The organism is Novosphingobium sp. BF6 (assembly GCF_058273105.1).
Genome location: NZ_CM177776.1, coordinates 1,471,505 through 1,489,265 on the forward strand (window position 1 = coordinate 1,471,505; position 17,761 = coordinate 1,489,265).

General features: G+C 65.4%; 16 protein-coding genes. 6 read left to right on the forward strand and 10 right to left on the reverse strand.

The genetic code is table 11. The annotated features are described in order from the left end of the window. Nucleotides 1-4: 4 nt before the first annotated feature. Complete coding sequence (locus AC4D6D_RS21645) at nucleotides 5-3,370, reverse strand: trifunctional glycoside hydrolase family 18/polysaccharide deacetylase/glycosyltransferase family 2 protein (RefSeq protein ID WP_491327583.1); 3,366 nt, start codon at nucleotides 3,368-3,370, stop codon at nucleotides 5-7. Between the two features lie 391 nt (nucleotides 3,371-3,761). Here AC4D6D_RS21645 and AC4D6D_RS21650 point away from each other — a divergent pair, with 391 nt between their 5' ends. Continuing rightward, on the forward strand, nucleotides 3,762-5,420 hold the full coding sequence (locus tag AC4D6D_RS21650) for a methyl-accepting chemotaxis protein (protein WP_491327584.1): 1,659 nt from the start codon (nucleotides 3,762-3,764) through the stop codon (nucleotides 5,418-5,420). Nucleotides 5,421-5,438: 18 nt separating this feature from the next. Here the strand turns inward: AC4D6D_RS21650 and AC4D6D_RS21655 are convergent, their stop codons facing one another. The 4 genes from AC4D6D_RS21655 to AC4D6D_RS21670 form a co-directional block, all read right to left on the reverse strand. After that, a complete protein-coding gene (locus AC4D6D_RS21655) occupies nucleotides 5,439-6,743 on the reverse strand; it encodes a replication-associated recombination protein A (protein WP_491327585.1) in 1,305 nt (434 codons plus the stop codon). Nucleotides 6,744-6,773: 30 nt separating this feature from the next. Continuing rightward, nucleotides 6,774-7,073 carry a hypothetical protein gene (locus tag AC4D6D_RS21660; RefSeq protein WP_147217278.1) on the reverse strand — a complete coding sequence of 100 codons (300 nt, stop codon included), beginning with the start codon at nucleotides 7,071-7,073 and terminating at the stop codon, nucleotides 6,774-6,776. 121 nt (nucleotides 7,074-7,194) lie between these two features. After that, entirely contained in the window at nucleotides 7,195-9,027 is a 1,833-nt protein-coding gene (locus AC4D6D_RS21665; protein ID WP_491327586.1) for a sensor domain-containing diguanylate cyclase, read from the reverse strand. 63 nt (nucleotides 9,028-9,090) lie between these two features. Beyond that, the gene (locus tag AC4D6D_RS21670) at nucleotides 9,091-9,987 is read right to left on the reverse strand and encodes a LysR family transcriptional regulator (RefSeq protein WP_491327587.1); all 897 of its coding nucleotides are present in this window, start codon (nucleotides 9,985-9,987) and stop codon (nucleotides 9,091-9,093) included. An 87-nt stretch (nucleotides 9,988-10,074) separates the two neighbouring features. Here AC4D6D_RS21670 and AC4D6D_RS21675 point away from each other — a divergent pair, with 87 nt between their 5' ends. The 3 genes from AC4D6D_RS21675 (at nucleotide 10,075) to AC4D6D_RS21685 (ending at nucleotide 11,888) form a co-directional block, all read left to right on the forward strand. Further along, nucleotides 10,075-10,857 carry an alpha/beta fold hydrolase gene (locus AC4D6D_RS21675; protein WP_491327588.1) on the forward strand — a complete coding sequence of 261 codons (783 nt, stop codon included), beginning with the start codon at nucleotides 10,075-10,077 and terminating at the stop codon, nucleotides 10,855-10,857. 141 nt (nucleotides 10,858-10,998) lie between these two features. Then, entirely contained in the window at nucleotides 10,999-11,412 is a 414-nt protein-coding gene (locus AC4D6D_RS21680) for a hypothetical protein (RefSeq protein WP_186829923.1), read from the forward strand. Between the two features lie 32 nt (nucleotides 11,413-11,444). Next, nucleotides 11,445-11,888, forward strand: a complete 444-nt coding sequence (locus tag AC4D6D_RS21685; RefSeq protein ID WP_491327589.1) for a lysozyme inhibitor LprI family protein — start codon at nucleotides 11,445-11,447, stop codon at nucleotides 11,886-11,888. A 55-nt stretch (nucleotides 11,889-11,943) separates the two neighbouring features. Here the strand turns inward: AC4D6D_RS21685 and AC4D6D_RS21690 are convergent, their stop codons facing one another. From AC4D6D_RS21690 to AC4D6D_RS21710, 5 genes are read right to left on the reverse strand one after another with little or no spacing between them, the layout of a single operon-like run. After that, entirely contained in the window at nucleotides 11,944-13,692 is a 1,749-nt protein-coding gene (locus AC4D6D_RS21690) for a DUF4153 domain-containing protein (protein WP_491327590.1), read from the reverse strand. A gap of 37 nt (nucleotides 13,693-13,729) precedes the next feature. Continuing rightward, nucleotides 13,730-14,197: a hypothetical protein gene (locus AC4D6D_RS21695; protein ID WP_491327591.1), complete on the reverse strand. Its 468-nt coding sequence runs from the start codon at nucleotides 14,195-14,197 to the stop codon at nucleotides 13,730-13,732. A 17-nt stretch (nucleotides 14,198-14,214) separates the two neighbouring features. Beyond that, nucleotides 14,215-14,631 (reverse strand): hypothetical protein, encoded by a 417-nt coding sequence (locus AC4D6D_RS21700; RefSeq protein WP_491327592.1) that lies wholly within the window; start codon nucleotides 14,629-14,631, stop codon nucleotides 14,215-14,217. A 12-nt stretch (nucleotides 14,632-14,643) separates the two neighbouring features. Next, entirely contained in the window at nucleotides 14,644-15,456 is an 813-nt protein-coding gene (locus AC4D6D_RS21705) for a hypothetical protein (protein ID WP_491327593.1), read from the reverse strand. Nucleotides 15,457-15,467: 11 nt separating this feature from the next. Beyond that, nucleotides 15,468-15,965 (reverse strand): hypothetical protein, encoded by a 498-nt coding sequence (locus tag AC4D6D_RS21710; RefSeq protein WP_491327594.1) that lies wholly within the window; start codon nucleotides 15,963-15,965, stop codon nucleotides 15,468-15,470. Nucleotides 15,966-16,077: 112 nt separating this feature from the next. Here AC4D6D_RS21710 and AC4D6D_RS21715 point away from each other — a divergent pair, with 112 nt between their 5' ends. Together AC4D6D_RS21715 and AC4D6D_RS21720 are read left to right on the forward strand one after the other, a co-directional pair. Then, nucleotides 16,078-16,689 carry a TetR/AcrR family transcriptional regulator gene (locus AC4D6D_RS21715; RefSeq protein WP_465144438.1) on the forward strand — a complete coding sequence of 204 codons (612 nt, stop codon included), beginning with the start codon at nucleotides 16,078-16,080 and terminating at the stop codon, nucleotides 16,687-16,689. Between the two features lie 154 nt (nucleotides 16,690-16,843). After that, nucleotides 16,844-17,746 (forward strand): hypothetical protein, encoded by a 903-nt coding sequence (locus AC4D6D_RS21720; protein ID WP_491327595.1) that lies wholly within the window; start codon nucleotides 16,844-16,846, stop codon nucleotides 17,744-17,746. Nucleotides 17,747-17,761 lie beyond the last annotated feature (15 nt).

The window sequence follows — 17,761 nt, forward strand, 5'->3', positions numbered from 1 at the left end:
ATTTTCAGGCCGGTTCCAGATCCCGCTCGGGCGTGGCGGCAGGCTGACCCGCGGTTGCGGCACTGACCCGGCCGGTGCGTTCCAGCTTGCCCCAGCCGATGCCCTTGCCCGCGAAGGCGGCGCCCACCGCGCGGATCACCACGCTGTACATGAGCTGGCGATAGACGAAGCGCTGGGCCAGCAGCAGCAGCGGGCGGAACCGCTCGCGGCGCGTGTCGAGGCGGTAGGCGATCCAGCCGCAGGCGAGGTCCACCAGCGTGAAGGCCAGCCAGTAGGCGCCCATGCGCAGCACGTCGGTCTGCGTCTGCGCCCAGCCATGCTGCGAGATGCGCAGGGCCGTGCCGCCGATCGAGATCAGCAGGGCGAGGTCGATCGCGGGCGAGACCACCGCGAAGACGATCTGGAAGAGCCAGGCCTGCGGCATGCCGATGAAGGCAAGGCCGGAAGGACGGCCCTTCGCCAGGGTGCCGCGATGCTTCCACAGGCACTGGAGCGTGCCGAACGACCAGCGGAAGCGCTGCTTCGACAGGGCCTTGAAGCTCTCCGGCGCCTCGGTCCAGGCCACGGCGTCCTCGTCGTAGGCGATCTTCCAGCCCTTGCGCTGGATGGCGATAGTGAGGTCCTGGTCCTCCGCTAGCGTGTCTTCCGGATAGCTGCCGACATCATCGAGTGCTTCGCGCCGCCAGGCACCGACTGCGCCGGGCACGACCATGATCGCATCGAGCTTGGTCAGTGCGCGGCGTTCGAGGTTCTGCGCGGTCACATATTCCACGCCCTGCCAGCGGGTGACGAGGTTCACGCGGTTACCGACCTTGGCATTGCCCGCCACTGCGCCGATGGCGGGATCGGCAAACCAGCGCACGAGGCGGGAGATCGTCTCGACCTCGAAATGGGTATCGGCGTCGAGCGCCACGATCACGCTGCCGCGCGCATCCTTGAGCGCACGGTTGAGCGCAGCGGCCTTGCCGCCGTTCACGAGCGTCAGCAGTTCCACGCGGGAATTGTCGGCGAAGGCTTCGGTTATGATCGCGCTGGTGCGGTCCTTCGAGCCGTCGTCGGCGACGATGATCTGGAGCTGGCGATAGTCGCTTTCGAGCACGCGCCGCACCGAGGCCTCGATCACGCGTTCCTCGTTGTAGGCGGGGATGATGACGGTGACGAGCGGGGAGCATGTGTCTTCCGGCGCTGCCATCGGCTGGGGACGGCGCAGCAGGCTGGCCAGCGAGGCGAGGCCGACCGAGCGCAGCACACCCAGCGAGATCGCGAAGAAGAAGGTCCAGTTCAGGCCGACGAGGATCGCTGCGAGCGCGCCGAACAGCGCGACGTCGGCGCGCACGGCGGCAAGATCGACGCCGTCCACCTTGGGCATCACCGCATCGTGCGAAAGTCCGGCGAGGGTCGAGACGGGGACGAACGTATAGCCGTCCTGCTTCAGCCGCTCGATGATGACGGGGAGTGCCGCGACGGTCTGCGACCGGTCGCCGCCGCCGTCGTGGAGCAGGATCACGTTTTCCGAGCGGTCGGGCGTGGCCGATTCCACCTGGGCGATGGTGCTGTCGATGATGTTCTGGACGCCGGGGCGCTTCCAGTCATCCGGATCGACGTGGAGGCCGACCACGGTATAGCCGTGCTCGCGGGCGATCGCGGCGGGAACGAGTTCGTCGGCGGTGGTCGGCTCAGCGTCGCCGAAATAGGGCGCGCGGAACAGGCGGATCGAACGGCCGGTGGTCGCCTCGATCAGGCGCTGGGTGGCATTCAGTTCCAGCCCGATTCCGGTCGCGGCTTCCTCGGCCATGTTCGGGTGGGTGTAGCTGTGGTTGCCGATCTCGTCGCCGTCGTCGGCGATGCGCTTGACGAGGTCGCGGTTGGTGAGGGCATTCTCGCCGATCATGAAGAAGGTGCCCGGAACGTGGTACTGCTCCAAGATCGAGAGGATGCGCGGGGTCCAGGTCGGGTCCGGGCCGTCGTCGAAAGTCAGCGCGAGCTTCTTGGGCAGGGTGCCGGTGCGACGCACGACATAGGGCGTCGGCAGGCGGGTATAGCTCTCGGCGGAGATCATGCCGGTGGTCTTGTCGAATTGGACCGCGCGGCTGCCGTCCTGCGGGGTGGCGGTCACGTCGAGGATCTCGCCCTGGCCTTCCACGTCGACATTGGCGGCCTGTACCAGATGCGTGAGGTTGGGCTTTGCTCCGGTCCTCCAGGCCTTGACCGTGCTCCAGAAGCCGGGGTCTTCCGAACCGAGGCGCCAGAGCGCGATGTCGCCGACGCCGAGGCGCGAGAGAACCTGCATCTGGTTCCAGGTGGCGGCGGCATCGAGCATCCAGACGTCGTGGCGGTGGCCCTGATCGTCGTAGGAATAACCGGCATTGCCGCTCATGGCATCGTATTGCGGCACGGTGCCGCTGTCGTGGGCATCCAGCCAGGCTTCCTCGACGGTCATGCTGTCGGCTTTGCCGTCGTGCCAGTTGTAGGCATATTCGCCCAGCGCGACGATCGCCTTGCCTTGCGGCAGGCCTGCCAGCGCATGGGATAGCTTCTGCGCGAACCACGGGTTCGAGGCGATCGCGCCGGGGGTGCCGCCCTGCCAGTGTTCGTCATAGGCCATCAGCACCAGCCGGTCTGCTACACTCGCGAAAGCGCGGGTCGACCAGTCCGGATTGTCGATCGGCATCGTGACCGAAACGATACGGTGCTTGGGGGCAAGCTGGGCGCGCAACTCGCTCAGGAACAGGCGCAGGTTCGGCAGGCTGCCGCTGGGCATGGTCTCGAAATCGACCATGACGCCCGCATAGCCGGTCTTGTCGAGATAGGCGGAGACTTGCGCTTCCAGCGCATGACGACGGGCGGGATTGGCAAGCTGCGCGGCCGTGGCATCGCCCTGCCAGTCACCGTCGATGGTGTTCTGAAGAACGGGCACGACGAGCGGGCGGTGCAGGGCGGTCGCCAGCAGGCGGTCGAGCCGCGCGTCGTCGTCGATCTTGAGGCTGCCGGTCTTGTCGACCGAGAGCGTGGCGGGGGCGACCCAGTCGAGCCGGTCGATATGGCGTTCCAGCGACGTGGCGCTGTCGTCGCTCCAGGGCGTGTAGAAGCCGACGGTGATCGGCTTGGCGCCGGGCGTCGCGGCGGGAACGGCGGGCTTTCCGAACAGGAACTTGCGGGCGCGCCGCGTCAGGTGTCCGATCTGCGCGCGGAACGGCAGCGGCGAGGCATGCTCGTAGGCGATCGGCAGGGGCGGCGGGGCGGGCACGCTGGCCACGGTCGTCGCGAAGACGACGCAGGCGGCGATGGCCGAGAGCAGGGCAAGGAACGACAGACGGCGAACCCGGACGCGCCGGTTTCCTGTAGGGTCGAAGAAAATCGGTGCAGCCACGGCGTGCCTCACGAAAAGTCCGGGCGGCGTGGGGGAACGCCGCCCGGAGTTTCATTGGTCTTTCGGAAGGTGCGGCCCGAAAACCGGAGGCAATGACGAGGGTGCGAATGTCACATTCGGCTCCCGGGCCGCATGACCTTTCTAGACCTGCCGCCATGGAGCGGGCGTGGAGGCGAGGTTACAAAATTTTCATGTTCTTTCACGCGCGATTGATCGGGGCATGGGCAAGAAAACGTCGCGGAGTGTCATAAGATTACTATTGTTCGAATTTATCCATTCCGATCAGATTGATAGGGGCGCAGCTTCGGCTCTGCCCGCCAGTAGAGAAGACCCGATGACCCGCCTGCGTGCATTTCTGAACAGACAACCTCTTTCCACCAAGGTCACGCTGATGACCGTCGCCGCCCTCGTGCTCCTTTCGGCGCTTCTCTTCGCCGGAACGCGTGTGCTCATGGTGGAAAGCGCCCGCAAGCAAGGGACCGAAAGGCTGGATACCAACATGCGCGTGGCATGGTCGGTGCTCCAGGCGAACGGGTTGAATTTCAACTTGCATGAAGGGGAACTCCGGGCCGGGGACACCGTGCTCAACGGGAACAATGCAACGGCGGACCGCATCAAGGAACTGGTCGGCGGCATGGCGACGATCTTCATGGAAGACTTGCCCGTGGCCACCAACGTCATGCTCGACGACGGCTCGCGCGCGCTCGGTTCGCGTTTCGAGGCGGGGCCGGTGCGCGACGCCATCCTGGTCGAGGGAAAATCCTGGCGGGGACAGATCAATATCCTCGGCACCGATTACTTCGCCGGCTACGATCCGATCCGCAACTCCGACGGGAAAGTGATCGGGATCCTCTTCGTCGGCTTCCCGGCGAGCGACTTCAACGCGCAAGTCGACCGCGTGAGCTGGCAGGTGCTGATCGTCGCCCTGCTTGTCACCGCGATCGCGGCGGCGCTGTGCTGGCGGGCAGCCATGCGCCTGTTCCGCCCGCTGGAAGACGCCACCCGGACCATGTTGCGCCTCGCGGAGGATCATCACGAGGTCGAGATCGAGAACCTCGATCGACCGGACGAGATCGGCGACATGGCGCGGGCCTTGCAGGTTTTCCGCGATGCCGCCGCCGCGCGCGAAGCGGCCGACAACGAGCAGCGCGGAGTCGTCGCCGCGCTGGGAGGCGGTCTGTCGCGACTGTCCTCCGGTGATCTCACGGCGGAGATCGTCGATCGGTTTCCGGAAGGGTACGAGGGCCTTCGCGGCAACTACAACTCCGCGCTAGCCGGTTTGCGGGGACTGATCGCTTCGGCCGGATCGAGCACGGAGACCATCCGTGGGGGCGCTTTCGAGATCGCCCAGGCTTCCGAGGACCTCGCGCGGCGCACGGAGGCCAGTGCGGCCAGCCTCGAACAGAGTTCGGCGGCGCTGCTGGAGATCGACGGCAATCTGCGGTCTGGCGCGAATGCGGCGAGCGAGACCGTCGGCCGGGCGGATCTGGCCATAGCCACGGTCAACGACGGACGCGGGATTGCGGCCGAGGCCGTCGATGCGATGCGACGGGTGTCCGACAGCGCGATCAACATCGACGGCGTCATCGAAGGTCTCGACAAGATCGCCTTCCAGACCCGTGTGCTGGCGATGAACGCGGCGATCGAAGCGGGCCGGGCGGGTGAGGAGGGACGCGGCTTCGCGGTCGTCGCCGATCTCGTCTCGGCGCTGGCCATGCGCTCGGAGGAGGAGGCTCGCTCCGCGCGCGAGCAGTTGACCGTGACTCAGGCCGAGATCGTTTCCGCGCTGGGTGCCGTGGAGCGTGTCGATGGCGCTTTCGAGAATATCGCCGGGGATGTCGGGCAGGTCCATGTCCTGCTGGGCGGCATGGCGGAGGGCAATCGCGCCTCGTCCACGTCGGTCAGCGAAGTGACCACCGCCATCGGCGCAATGAACCTTGCAACCCAGCAGAATGCCGCCATGGTCGAGCAGGCCTCGGCCGCCGCGCGCAGTCTCACGCAGGAGGTCGATCGCCTCACGGCCCGGACCGCTCTGTTCAAGGTGGCGTGAGCCCGGCCGGACGCGGCTTCAGGTCTCGTCGCGGCGGGGTTGGTCGATGCCGGTCACGCGGCGCCAGTGTTCATCGGCACGGCGTTCGAAAGTGCCCGCTTCGCGCGCCTCGCTACGGTAGAGCGAGCCTTTCGGCATAGGCGAATAGACCTGATCGACCCAGCCGCGCGGGTCGTCGTGGGGCCACTGATAGCCGATATGGCCGAGCTGCGCCGCGCCCTTGTAATGGGCATCGCGCAAGTGAAGCGGCACTTGCGCGGGCGGCTGTGCGGCGACGAACTGGAGCGCCGCCGAAATGCCCCGCGACGACGAGGCCGACTTCGGCGCACGGGCGACGTGCAGCGCGGCATGGGCGAGCACGATCTGGGCCTCTGGATAGCCGATCTTCTCGACCGCATGGAGCGCCGCCACCGCCGTCTGCAAGGCAGTGTTGTCGGCCAGACCGACATCCTCGGAGGCATGGATCATGATCCGGCGGGCGATGTAGCGTGGATCCTCGCCGCCGTGGATCAGGCGTGCGAGCCAGTAAAGCGTGGCGTCCGGATCGGAGCCGCGCATCGATTTCACGAAAGCGGAAACCACGTCGTAATGGGCATCGCCGGACCTGTCGTGATTGACTGGAGCGGCGGCATAGGCCTCTTCCAGCATCGCGTCGGTCACGTCGAACGCGGCGTCCTCGTGGCCGAGCGCCAGGCTTTCCAGCGTCGTCAGCGCGCGCCGGGCATCGCCGCCGGATCGGCCCGCGATCAGGCGGACCTGTTCGGGCGTCATCCCCAGAGCCACGCCGCTCGCCCGGAGATGCTCGATCCCCCGGTGAACGACCTTCTCCATGTCGGCGATGGCGAGCGGTTCCAGCTTGAGGATGGTCGAGCGGGAGACCAGCGCCGGGGTGAGGACGTGATAGGGATTGCCGGTCGTGGCGCCGATGAAGTCGGCGATGCCGTCCTCGCAGATCGACAGCAGGTCGTCGGTCTGGGTGGCGGAAAAGCGCTGCACTTCATCGACGAAGATCAGCAGCGGGTGCACGCGGGCCTCGTCCGCCAGCTTGCGGATTTCGGCGACCCCGGCCCGTGTCGCGTTGAGCGGTCGGAAAGTCTTGCCCAGCATCGCACCGACCGCACGCGCGATCGAAGTCTTGCCGATCCCCGGGGGGCCGTAGAGGATGACGCTGCCGAGCGATCCCGCACGCACGCGTCGGCGCAGGATTGATCCTGCGCCGACCACATGGTCCTGTCCGATCACTTCGTCCAGCGAGGCGGGACGGAGAAGGGCGGCCAGCGGCGTTCGATGCGGCGGCGCGGAACCGGCGAAGAGATCCGTCATGAAATGACCGAAAGCGCGCGGCTCAGCGGGTCAGATTGCCAGGAGCAGGGTATCGTCGCTGCGCGGCGGGACCGCTTCGTAAGTGGCGAGCGGCTCGAAGACTTCTTCCAGCAGCTCGGTCACTTCGAGCCCGGCGAGCTTGAACTGGCCGAGGCGTTGTTCCTCGGGCGAGCGCCAGGCCTTGCTGAGATTGAGCGCGCTGACGAAGAGATCGCCGTGCCGCTCGAACATGAGATGCGGGGCGAGCTTGACGATGCCGCCGTTGTAGCGGGCATGGACGGTGCGACGAAACGAGATCGCTTCCATCAGGGACAGTCGGGTATCGATCATGCTCGTTTTCAGGCCGAAATGGAATTCACGTGATTTTGCATTGCAGCATTGTGAAGCCGCGAGCGTGGTAACGCAAGGGTTTCGGCAAGATATCGCGATGGAAACATCGGGACGGGTAGGATCAGGCGCTGCGTTTCTCTTCGGCCGCAGATGGAATCGGCAGGCTCGTGCGGTTTCGGCCGTCCCGCTTGGCGCGATAGAGAGCATCGTCGGCCTGCGAGAGAATGTCGCGACCTTGTCCGCCCTGGACGAGCGACGCGATGCCGATGCTCACGGTGGCCTGCACGGCGTTCCCCAGCGAATCCAGGATGCTGGCTTCCTCGAAACGGGTGCGGATGCGTTCGCAGACGAGATGAGCCTGATCGAGGGTCAAGCCGCCCAGCAGAACGGCGAACTCCTCGCCGCCGAGACGCGCGACGACATCGCCTTCGCGTACGGCACCGCGCAGGATCGAGACGAAGCGGACGAGCACCTCATCGCCTGCGACGTGGCCGTAGCGGTCGTTGATATGCTTGAAATGGTCGAGGTCGAATACCGCCAGGCATCCTGCCGTTACGTCCTCTGCCGGACCGGAGGGCGTGGGTGTCAGCAGCGCCAGCAGGGCTTCGTCGAAAGCGCGGCGGTTGCAGGCGCCGGTCAGGTGGTCGGTCATGGCCTGTGCCGTCAGGTCCTCGACCAGTTGTCGCCGCTGGGTGATTTCGCGGATGATGCTGACAGTTCCGCTCGTGCGGCCCTGATCGTCGACGATACCGCGCATGTGGCTCTCTGCCCAAACGACGATGCCGTCCTTGCGGCGGACCCGGTACTCGACGATCGCGTGGGACTCGGGATCTGACAGCGCCTTGCGGCGCGCATCGAGGAGCACGGCGTGATCTTCCTGCAGGATCAGGCTGAACATCGATTGTCCGAGCAATTCGCTGGGATCATAGCCCGAAACCCGCCTGGTCGAGGGTGAGGCATAGCGCACCACCCCCTCGGCATTGACCCTGACGACGATGTCGCTCATCCGGTCCAGCACCAGCCGGTGCAGGGCCTCGGCGGCATGGAGCCGGTCCACCAGGCGTCGGCGAGAGCGCAGTTCGGCGGCGAGCGGCAGGACCGTAAGCACGATGGTGGCGAAGTAGATCTGGAGAACCTGCAACTTCTGGCCCATCGGCAGATGGAGAAGGGTCGTCGGTCCGTGGCCCGCCAGCGAGAAGGACAGGCCGATCGTCACCAGGATGACGACGGAAGAAACCGCGCCGAACCGCCCGAACCTCAGCGTGGCCGCGATCGTCGGGATGAAGGGCAGGATCACCAGCGGAATCCGGTCCTGTCCGAAAGTCAGCAGCGAGGCCAGAACGACCAGACCGAGCAGCAGCGCGGCCTCGCCCGTTCGCGACTTGTCCGACGAAGCGATCCACTGGCGTACTTCGCCTCGCAGCGTGAGGAGCAAGGGGGGGGCGAACGTCATCATGCCCAGCGCGTGCCCCGCATACCAGTCTCGCCAGGCAGGCCAGTAGGGGATGTCGCGAGCGATGTGAGCGCACAGGGCACCGCCGAAAGCCGTTGTCGCGGGGACGAGGACTCCGGCCACCAGCAGGAATGAGCCCACTTCCGGTAGCGACTGGAACCGTCCGAAACGCGGATAGAGCCGGCGGATCAGCCAGGCGGCGAGCCAGGCTTCGGCAATGCAGAGCAGTGGCAGCGGGATCGCTGCCAAGGCGTGCATACCGAACAGAAACGAGGCACTCAGGGCCGCCGGAACGCAGGCCAGGATGATCGCGCCCCAGCGCCAGCGCGGAGTCGTGCTCAGGCGCGCGAAAAGCACGGGACCGGCCAGCCAGACAATAGCGATCCCGCCGTCAAAGCGGGTAAGTTGCAGCGCGATGGCGGCGCAGACGAAGTAGGATGTGGCGGTCAGAACGGCTTCCCGCAGCGACAGGCGGACGCGTCTGAAAGGGCTGCGGGACATTGCGTATGACTACTGGATGATGGTTAGCGCCGGGTAAACGGCGCCGATCGGTTACGCAACTGCTCAATCGTGTTCGTGTTCGGAAGGGAAGCGAGCCTCTGCCGTGAAGGCGGCGACCGTGGCGGCCCGTTCGTCGCTGCGGATGGCGAGGGCGAGCGCCACTTTCGGCGGGTCGCCTTCGAGGTCGTGATAGGTCACGCCCTTGAACGAGGCGTCGCGCATCGACTCCGGCACCAGCGCCACGCCGAGTTCCGCCGCCACGAGCGCCAGAACCGAGGCGACCTGCGGGGCAGATTGCCCGAGCACGGGTTCGAAGCCCGCCTGTCGGCAGGCCTCCAGCGTGGCGTCGAACAAGGTGGGGCCGAGAGCACGGGGGGTCAGGATGAAAGGGTCCTGCTCAAGCTGGTCCAGCCGGATCGGATCGTCATGCGGCATGCGGGCGGAAGCGAGCGCGGCGATCAGCGGCTCGTCGGCGAGATGGAACAGCCGCAGGCCCTGCTTGTCCACGGCGTCGGGGCGCAGGAAAGCGGCGTCGAGCGTGCCGTTCTTCAGTCCTTCGACAAGGCCGTTGGAATTGTGTTCGGCCAGGCTCAGTTCGACGTCGGGGAAGCGGCGGCGATAAATCCGGATCGCCTGTGGCACGCGCGAATTGAACGCGGCGGAGCCGGTGAAGCCGACGCGGATACGTCCGGTTTCGCCTGCTGCCGCCCGCTGCGCGGCACTGACGGCATCGGCGACGATCTCCGGAATCTGGCGTACCCGCTCCTCGAAGACGCGACCGGCCTCGGTGAGTTCCGCGCCCTGGGGAATGCGGTGGAACAGCGGCGTGCCGACCTCGCGCTCCAGGTCCTTGATCTGGTGGCTCAGCGGCGGCTGCCCGATGCCGAGGCGCTGGGCCGCGCGGGTGAAGTGCCGCTCTTCGGCGACGGCGAGAAAATAGCGGATGTGCCGGAGTTCCACGTCATACCTAAAATGTATCGAGATCGCCATCATCATGAATTGGACAGATGAAGAGCGCAAGCCCATCTGGGCCTCAGGAGATTTGACATGGCAAGTTTGGCGATCGAGAGCATTGGCAATGGGGCGGCGGACCTGAACTGGAGCGGCACGGAGCGCGTCCCGGCGAAGGGCATGGCGCTGGAGCCAGTCGTGTTCCTGCCGGGCCTGCTCTGCGACCAAGCGCTCTGGCGCCGCCAGATCCAAGCGCTGGCCAACGTGGCCGCGCCGATGGTTGCCGATCTCACGCTGGACGATACGATTGGGGCGATGGCCGAGCGTACCCTGGCCGCTGCGTCGCGCCGTTTCTCACTCGCGGGACTTTCGATGGGCGGCTATGTCGCGCTGGAAATCATGCGCCGAGCGCCCGAGCGGGTCTCGCGCCTTGCCCTCATCAATTCCAGCGCGCGCAGCGATACACCGGAGCGCACCTTGCAGCGCAAGATCGGGATCGAATCGCTGCGGCGCGGCAAGTTCGTGGGCATCACGCACAAGCTGCTTGGCCAGCTGGTCCATGCCGATCATACCGAAGGCGTCGTGGCCGAAGAGATGCGCGGCATGGCCTCGCGCGTGGGCGGCGATGCCTTCATCCGCCAACAGCAGGCAATCATGACACGGCCCGATTCGCTCGACGGCCTTCAGGCGATCCGCGTGCCGACGATGGTCGTCGTGGGCGACGGCGACCGTATCACACCGCCGGATCATGCCCGCGAGATCCACGAGCGCATTGCCGGTTCCAGCTATCACGAGATCGGCTCGTGCGGCCACATGGCGGCGCTGGAGCATCCCGAACAGGTAAACTTCCTGCTGCGGAACTGGCTTCAGCAGGGATAATTGATCGATGGTCAATTAAATATTGAACACGGCTAAATTATGAACTAGGCCTGCTGTCGGGATTTCCTGACAGTGGGGTCGCACCATGGCATCGTCGAAGTTCGGACCGATCGTTTCGTCACTTGCCTGCGAGGTGGGGCGATGAAGTCTTCCGCTTCGGAATGGGTCGTGCCGGGTCTGGTCGGCTTGGTCGCGGGTTGGCTCGTGCAACCCTTGTTCGCCATGGTGCTCATGGGCGCTCCCGGCCTCGCCGCGTCCGCGATGTCGCTGGCCTTTCTTCCTGCACTCGCGCTGGCAGCCGCCGTAGCATGGTTTCTCGCCCGACGGGTCCTGCCCTCGCGGCGCAATGGCTGGGGCTGCATCGTCGTGGGAGCGGCGGTTCTTGCCCAGTTCTTTGGCGGCCTGGGTTCGGCGCTGATCGGATCGTCGAGCGGCCTTGGCCGGGACGAGGGCACGGCGCTGGTCTTTTTCGTGCTGATCTTCGGAATCCCGATGACGCTGATCGCGGCCGCCTTCATCCTCGGCGGGATCGTCCTGCTGCGCCGCGCGAAATGAATATTCCCCGTTTTCAAGACAAGGAACTTCCGATGAAAACCGTGAAGCTGCCCATCCTGTTCGCTCTGGCCATGCTGACGTCGCTGGCGCCGCAGAGCGCTTTTGCGCAGGACTCTGAGGATGACGCTTATGGCGGTCACTGCAGCGGGGGGGACGGCTCAAGCCTGTCTCAGGCCTATTGCATGGGCGAGTATAGCGACGCGCTAATGGCCGCTCAGGATCGACTGCTCGCCCAGATTCACGAGGTGCTGAAAGGCAAGGGGCCGGACGCGACCGATTACGCGGCAGCGGCCCGTTATCTCGACGAAGCTCAGAAGCATTGGCAGGAATTTGTTACAGCCGATTGTGCTGTAAAGGAAAATGTCTTCGGCGCCGGATCGGCTTTCGTGCTGGACAGCCTGGACTGCAAGATCAAGCACTATCGCGAGCGCAACGAAGAGCTGGAACAATTCCGGAAGAACGACATCGATGGTTGAATGAGGAAAGGCCGCTCCGCCGCATGACGGTGGAGCGGCCTTTCGCTTATCCGGGCTATTCGAAGTCCTGCCCGACCGGCTGTCCATCGACAAAGACCTGGCGACGAGTCACGTTCCGCATTTCGACGTTACCGGCCTTGAGCGCGGCTTCGAGATTCTCCAGCTTATCCTTGCCGGAAATGATGGCGCGCGCCGGTGCGCTGTTCCACTTGCCGTTTTCGCGCTTCCAGAGGTTGCTTTCGCTGGTCGTGACGATCACCGCTTCATCGCTGCCGGGAGTGTGGAGCACGGTGCAGGCCCCGCTGTAGCCGCAGGTGGCGTAGCCGTTCAGTTGATCGTAAAGGTCCTTGGGAAGCCGGGTGCCGCGCGGCAGGACGAGCAGGCGTTCGGGCGCGATCGCCTGGCGTGTGGGTTCAAGCGCGACGGGGTCGAGCGACCAGCGGCTCTGTGCATCGCGGGCCTTCTTCGCGGCGGCGCGGATCGCGGGCGTGCGGCCGGTTGCGGCGAGGCGGCGGGTGGCCGCCTCGCCGGCCGGGCCGAAGTCGAAGCGCAGCGCGCGCCAGTCGAACTTGTCGAGCGGGGTTCGGCCGCTTTCGAGCCGGGCGAGCTGGTCGCGCGTGGAAAGGGCGCCGAAGTTGATGAGCGGCGTCGAGAGCACCAGCGCGACGAGGCAGAGCCCGCCCGCGAGGCGCAAGTTGGCGATACGGAGGTGTGGGGCGGCAGCGAGGCGCCAACGCGCCAGCACGACGAGATAGGCAAGGCCGTAAGCGCAGGCCACGGCGGTGAAGACAACGGCCCAGAGTCGGTCCGGCGTCAGGCCATATTGCTGGATACGCAGGCCGGTCGAGATCGCGGCGATCACGCCGAGCGGCAGCATTGCGATGCCGAGCGCGGCGACGCTGGCGCGCAGCAACCGGCTGCGCGTCTCGTGCGAGGCGTGGTCGCCGATCACGGCATTTGCGAGCGAGAGCGCGCCGATCACGCAGCCGAGCAGGATCGGGCTGGTCGAGCGGGTCGCGTCCCACAGGGGCGCGAGACCGGTGAAGGGGATTGCCGCGAGGAAGACGACAAGGCCGAGCGCCAGAACGGGCGCCAGCACCGAAAGGATCGTCGTCACCACGCGCTGGAGCAGGCGCAGGATACCGTCGCGGTCGCGCAGCAGGCCGATGCCTGCGCCGAGCGCCGCGCCGGTGAGGGTAAGCGCCGCCCAGTCCTTTTCGAGCAGGTCCTTGAGCAGGTTGATGCCGATCAGGCGGAACAGCTCGGAAAGCAGCAGGACCATGGCCCAGACCACGCCGACGAAAACCCAGGCCGCGCACCAGAGCACGACGTTGGTCCAGGCGTGGCTATGGGCTTCGGGATAGGGAATGGCGAACTTTCCGGCCCGTTTTGCTCCATCGGCCGGATGGGCGTCGCGCCAGGCCTGAAACAGCGGCGCGGCGATGGCGATGGCGAGCACGGCGCAGACGATCCGCCACGGCTCTTCGCTGTGCTTCGTGCCGAAAGGACCGTTCCAGTAGATCGTCAACGCGACGATGGCTCCCCCGATCGCCGAGCAGGCTGCGCTCCAGTGGATGCGGGTGCGCTCGACGAGAAAGCCGAAGACCAGCGCCCCGATGCCGAGAAATGTGCCTACCGCCAAGCGAAGCGCCATGGCGTCGATCTCGGGACGATAGCGGTCGGGACGGACGATCCAGTAGATCGCAAAAGCGGTGAGACCGCCGAGCAGGGCCAGTCCCCAGGCGCGAAGCGGCCATTCCTCGCTGTCGTCCGGCGACGGGATTGCAGGATCTTCGATGGCCATCGCCAGTCCTTTCGCGGGTAGCGGCGTGGGCCGCGGGTCAGGAATAGAAGGGAATGCGGTTCAGGCGATAGCCGGACGAGGTGGGGGCGAAGATCAGCTGGTCGGTATATTCCGGAATATCGAGGATATATTCGCCCTTTGAGATCGGGCCTGGCGCCTCGCCGTCGTCGCTGCCGGGCGTGAAGGCCCGGATTTTGCCCGCCCGGATTCCGGCAATCACGGCGGGCGTGAATATCCGGTCGTAATGGGCGAGGAACTGCGCCTTCGTAGCAGCGCTGCGATCCACTTCGCCGCCGCTGAAGTCCTTGAACGGGAAGGCTGCCATGTCGGCCACCCTGTTGCGGTCATTGGCCAGAACGGCTTGCCGGAACCTGGAGAAGAACGTCTGGAACGAAGCCGCTTTCGTGCTGGCTGCCGTTTTGGGGGCGGCCAGGGCGGGCATCGAAGCCGTGCTTGCTGCCAGAGCGGCGCCCATTAGCAATGCGGTCGGGAAGGGGCGGTTCATGATGGTCTCCGCTGAATTTACAGAGATTCGTCGGTGTATTCGGCAAGCTGCCAGCAGGTGCCGTCCTTGCGGAACCGGTAGAGAAGCTGATAGCCGCTATCCGCCTTGGCGAGCTTCACATCCATGGTGCCGTCCGCCTGTGGGGCTTTGGTCGTAAGCAGGCCGTCGCGCTTGCGCTCGGCCTTGTCCGGCATGATCGGCATGCGAACTGCGTTCACGGGGAGCCGGTTCGTGACCATCCGGGGTTCCGGCTCGGCAGCGGGGTCGATCGTATGGGTGGTCAGCGGGTTCGCCGTATACTGGCGTTGCAGCGCCGTGTTTTCGGAGAAGGCGGCGAGGAAGCCGTCGAAGGTCGTTGCCGGACAGGCGGCTAGAGCCGATGTTGCAGCGGCAAGCGAGGTCGCTGCGAGCAGTGCGGAAATCGTGCGTTTCATCGTCATCACTCCTCAGCGACGCTTGGGATCGACATAGGCGGATTGGGCGGCATCGAAGTTCCAGACACTTGCATCCGCCGCCGTCGCGCCGCGGACCTTGCCGCTCCTGAGATCGTAGAGGCTGCCGGTCGGATCGGTTTTCACCTTCGGCCAGCCCCCCTTGGTACGGCCCGTCAGGCTGAGCGTGCCGATACTGGAGTAGCAGCTTCGCGGCGTGTCCTGGGGGTCGCATCCCGCGCCGTTGTCGGAGCCGGTCACGATATCGCCTGCGTAGATCCAGCGGCCGGACTTGTCCGGTGCGGAACGGAACATACTGTAGGCGTGGACGCTTATGCCCTCGTTCGCCATGGCCAGCGTCGGGTAGCCGATCAGCACGCCGTCTCCGATCGCCTGCCGGAACAGCGGTACGCCATCGTCGTCCATCGGCGGATTTCCGGCCGCGCCGCTGGAATAGACGCCGCCGAAATCGATCTGGCGGGCGAGCAGCTTCCAGGCCCCGCCTTCGAGCGCATAAGTGACCTGTGCGAGCGAGAGTTTCGTGCCGGGGGCGAAATCCTGCGCTTCGCTGGGTTTGGCTTCGTTCTGCGCGGTGGCGACGGCCGTATAGAGCCTGCGGCCGCCGACAGCGCTGTCAAAGCTCAGCCAATAGGTAAGACGCTTGCCTTCGAGGATGCAGGAACGGTCCTCGCTTGGCGTCTCGCACATCGCGGTCATCAACTCGTCGTAGTCCGGTCGAGGCGGCTCTTTCCCTGCCTGCGCCATGGCCGGTTCCGCTATCGCGAAAACGGATGCCGCAAGCGCGGCGCTCAGGATCGACTTTGCCATCGCCATGTCCCTCAGTTGACCGCACTCAGGAAAGTCTTCCACGACTTCGCCCAGTTCGCGCGGTCCGAGGTGCTTGCGCTGCGCACGCTGCAGACCTGGAGGTCCGAGGGGACTTCATCGCTCTTCTCGTAGAGCGGGCGGCATTCCCATACCTTGCTGTCGAGTGCATAAGGTTCGGTCACGAGGCTCACGACCTTGCGGCTCTGCATGCCGACGAGCAGGTCGAAATCCGCTTCGTCGGCCGAGGACCAGGCGCAGAAAGCCTCGAACTGCGGGGCGGGCGGTCCGCTCGGCGCGCCGCAGCCCCGGGGGAAGAACTGCTTCAGGAAAGCGCCGCCCTGTGCGGAGCCGGTGTCGAGCTGGGCGGCGGACAGGCGGCTGAGCGCGGCAACAGCGGCATCCGGTTGGGCTGCCGTGGCCGGTACGGCGATAATGGCTGACAGAGTCAGAACACCGGCTGCAAGCGAGCGGCGAACCGAGCGATACGTCTGATGGGGGAAACAGGACATGGCATTCCTCAACCTGCTGATTCCCCAAAAGGGCTATCGCAGAATTAATCGATGTTCAATATAAAATTGGACGCTGTACATTTTTAACAGGGATCGTTAGGATTGGCGGCATATGGGAAGACGATCCGATCACAGCCGCAAAGAGCTGGAGCAGATGCTCATCGTCGAAGGTCACAAGCACATGGCCGACGTCGGATTTTCGCGGTTTTCCGCGCGCGAAGTGGCCAAGCGTATCGGGTATTCGATCGGTACGCTCTACAACGTGATGGGCAACTACGACCAGCTAATCATTGCCATCAACACGCGTACGTTCGTGTTGTGGACCGACTACATGCGCCAGGCCCTCGGCAGTGCCGGGGACGACCGCATTCGCTCTTTGGTGGAAGGCTACTTCGGTTTCGCCCGCGCCAATCGGAATGCCTGGATGGCGATCTACGACCATCACCTGCCGCCGGACATCCGCCTGCCGGAAGAGCATGACGCCTTGCGCGGCCAGCTTACCGAACTCGTCGTGGAGGAAGTGGCGAAAGTCCTTCCTGCCGACAGCCGCGCGCAGGCGCCGCGACTGGCGCGCTCACTGGTGGCGACGGTCCATGGTCACTGCATGTTCGACATCAACGGCAGTTTCGCGCTCATGGGCGAGCGCGAGCCGGTGGAACTGGCGCTCGCCCGCGTGCGGGAAAGCCTAGCAGCGGCGCAAGTCGGGGCGCAGGCGGCAACCTGAAGCCGCTTTCGCACTCCGTGGGGACCGGGGCGACAATATATGACGGCGTTTGTAATTGAGCAGTGTTCGAAATAATATTGAACACCGATCATTATCGTGGCAATTTCCGATCATGATGATTCGTGGACCTTATGGTTCCAAGGAGAATGACACGATGAAGCAACTGCTATTGCCCGTCGCTCTGGCCACTTTGACGCTGGCCTCGGCCTGTTCCTCTTCGAAAGACGACGCGAAAAAGGGAGGCGCCAGTCAGGCTGCCGGGGAAACTGCCGCCGCCGAGGACGTGGTGCAGGAAGAGGGCGACAGCTTCAAGTCGAACATCGCCGCCGTGGCATTCAACCCGGTGACGGAGCTGCCCAAGGCACCTGCCAGCGCGTCCTCGCAGTCCGAATGCGACTGGTTGCTCAAGGCGCCGCAATCGCCCGCTGCCCGCATGGTGGCGAAGGCCGGTTGGGGAGTGACCGGGGAAGGGCGGATCGGCAAGTACCGCGCCGTCAGCTTCGCCGGGGCGTTCGCGCCCGCGACCAGCGGGTCCTGTGAGATCGGCAAGGGCAACGTCGCCATCTTCGACGGCGAGACGATCGTCGCGATCGCCTATGCGCCCTCGTCCGGCAAGCAGAGCATCGCGAAAATTCTTCCGTTCGAGGAGGATTCGCTGCGTATCTGGGACGGCGACATCGTTCCGGCGCCGGTTGCGGATATCCGGGTCGTCGACGGGAAGGGGCTGGTTATCCAGAAGCTGGCCGGAAAGGAAATGGCCTGCGGCGGTGGTACGCCCATTCCCAATATCTACGGCATGCCGATTACCAGGGCGCGCAAGGCCCTGGCCAAGGCCGGCTGGGATGCCGTCGGCAATGGCGATGCCGAAGGTCGCGAGGATTCTCGCGAGGCGGATCTCGCCGCAAAGGGCGTAACCGAAGTGGCGAGTTGCTCGGGCACGGGCTTCGGCTTCTGCGCCTTCGACTACAAGCGTCCAGAAGCCGCTCTTGCCGTCACCACCGTTGGCGATAACGAGGATCCCTCGGTTGCCGACTACGCCGTGCGCTGCGGCGGCTGAGGCTCGGCGCGTGAA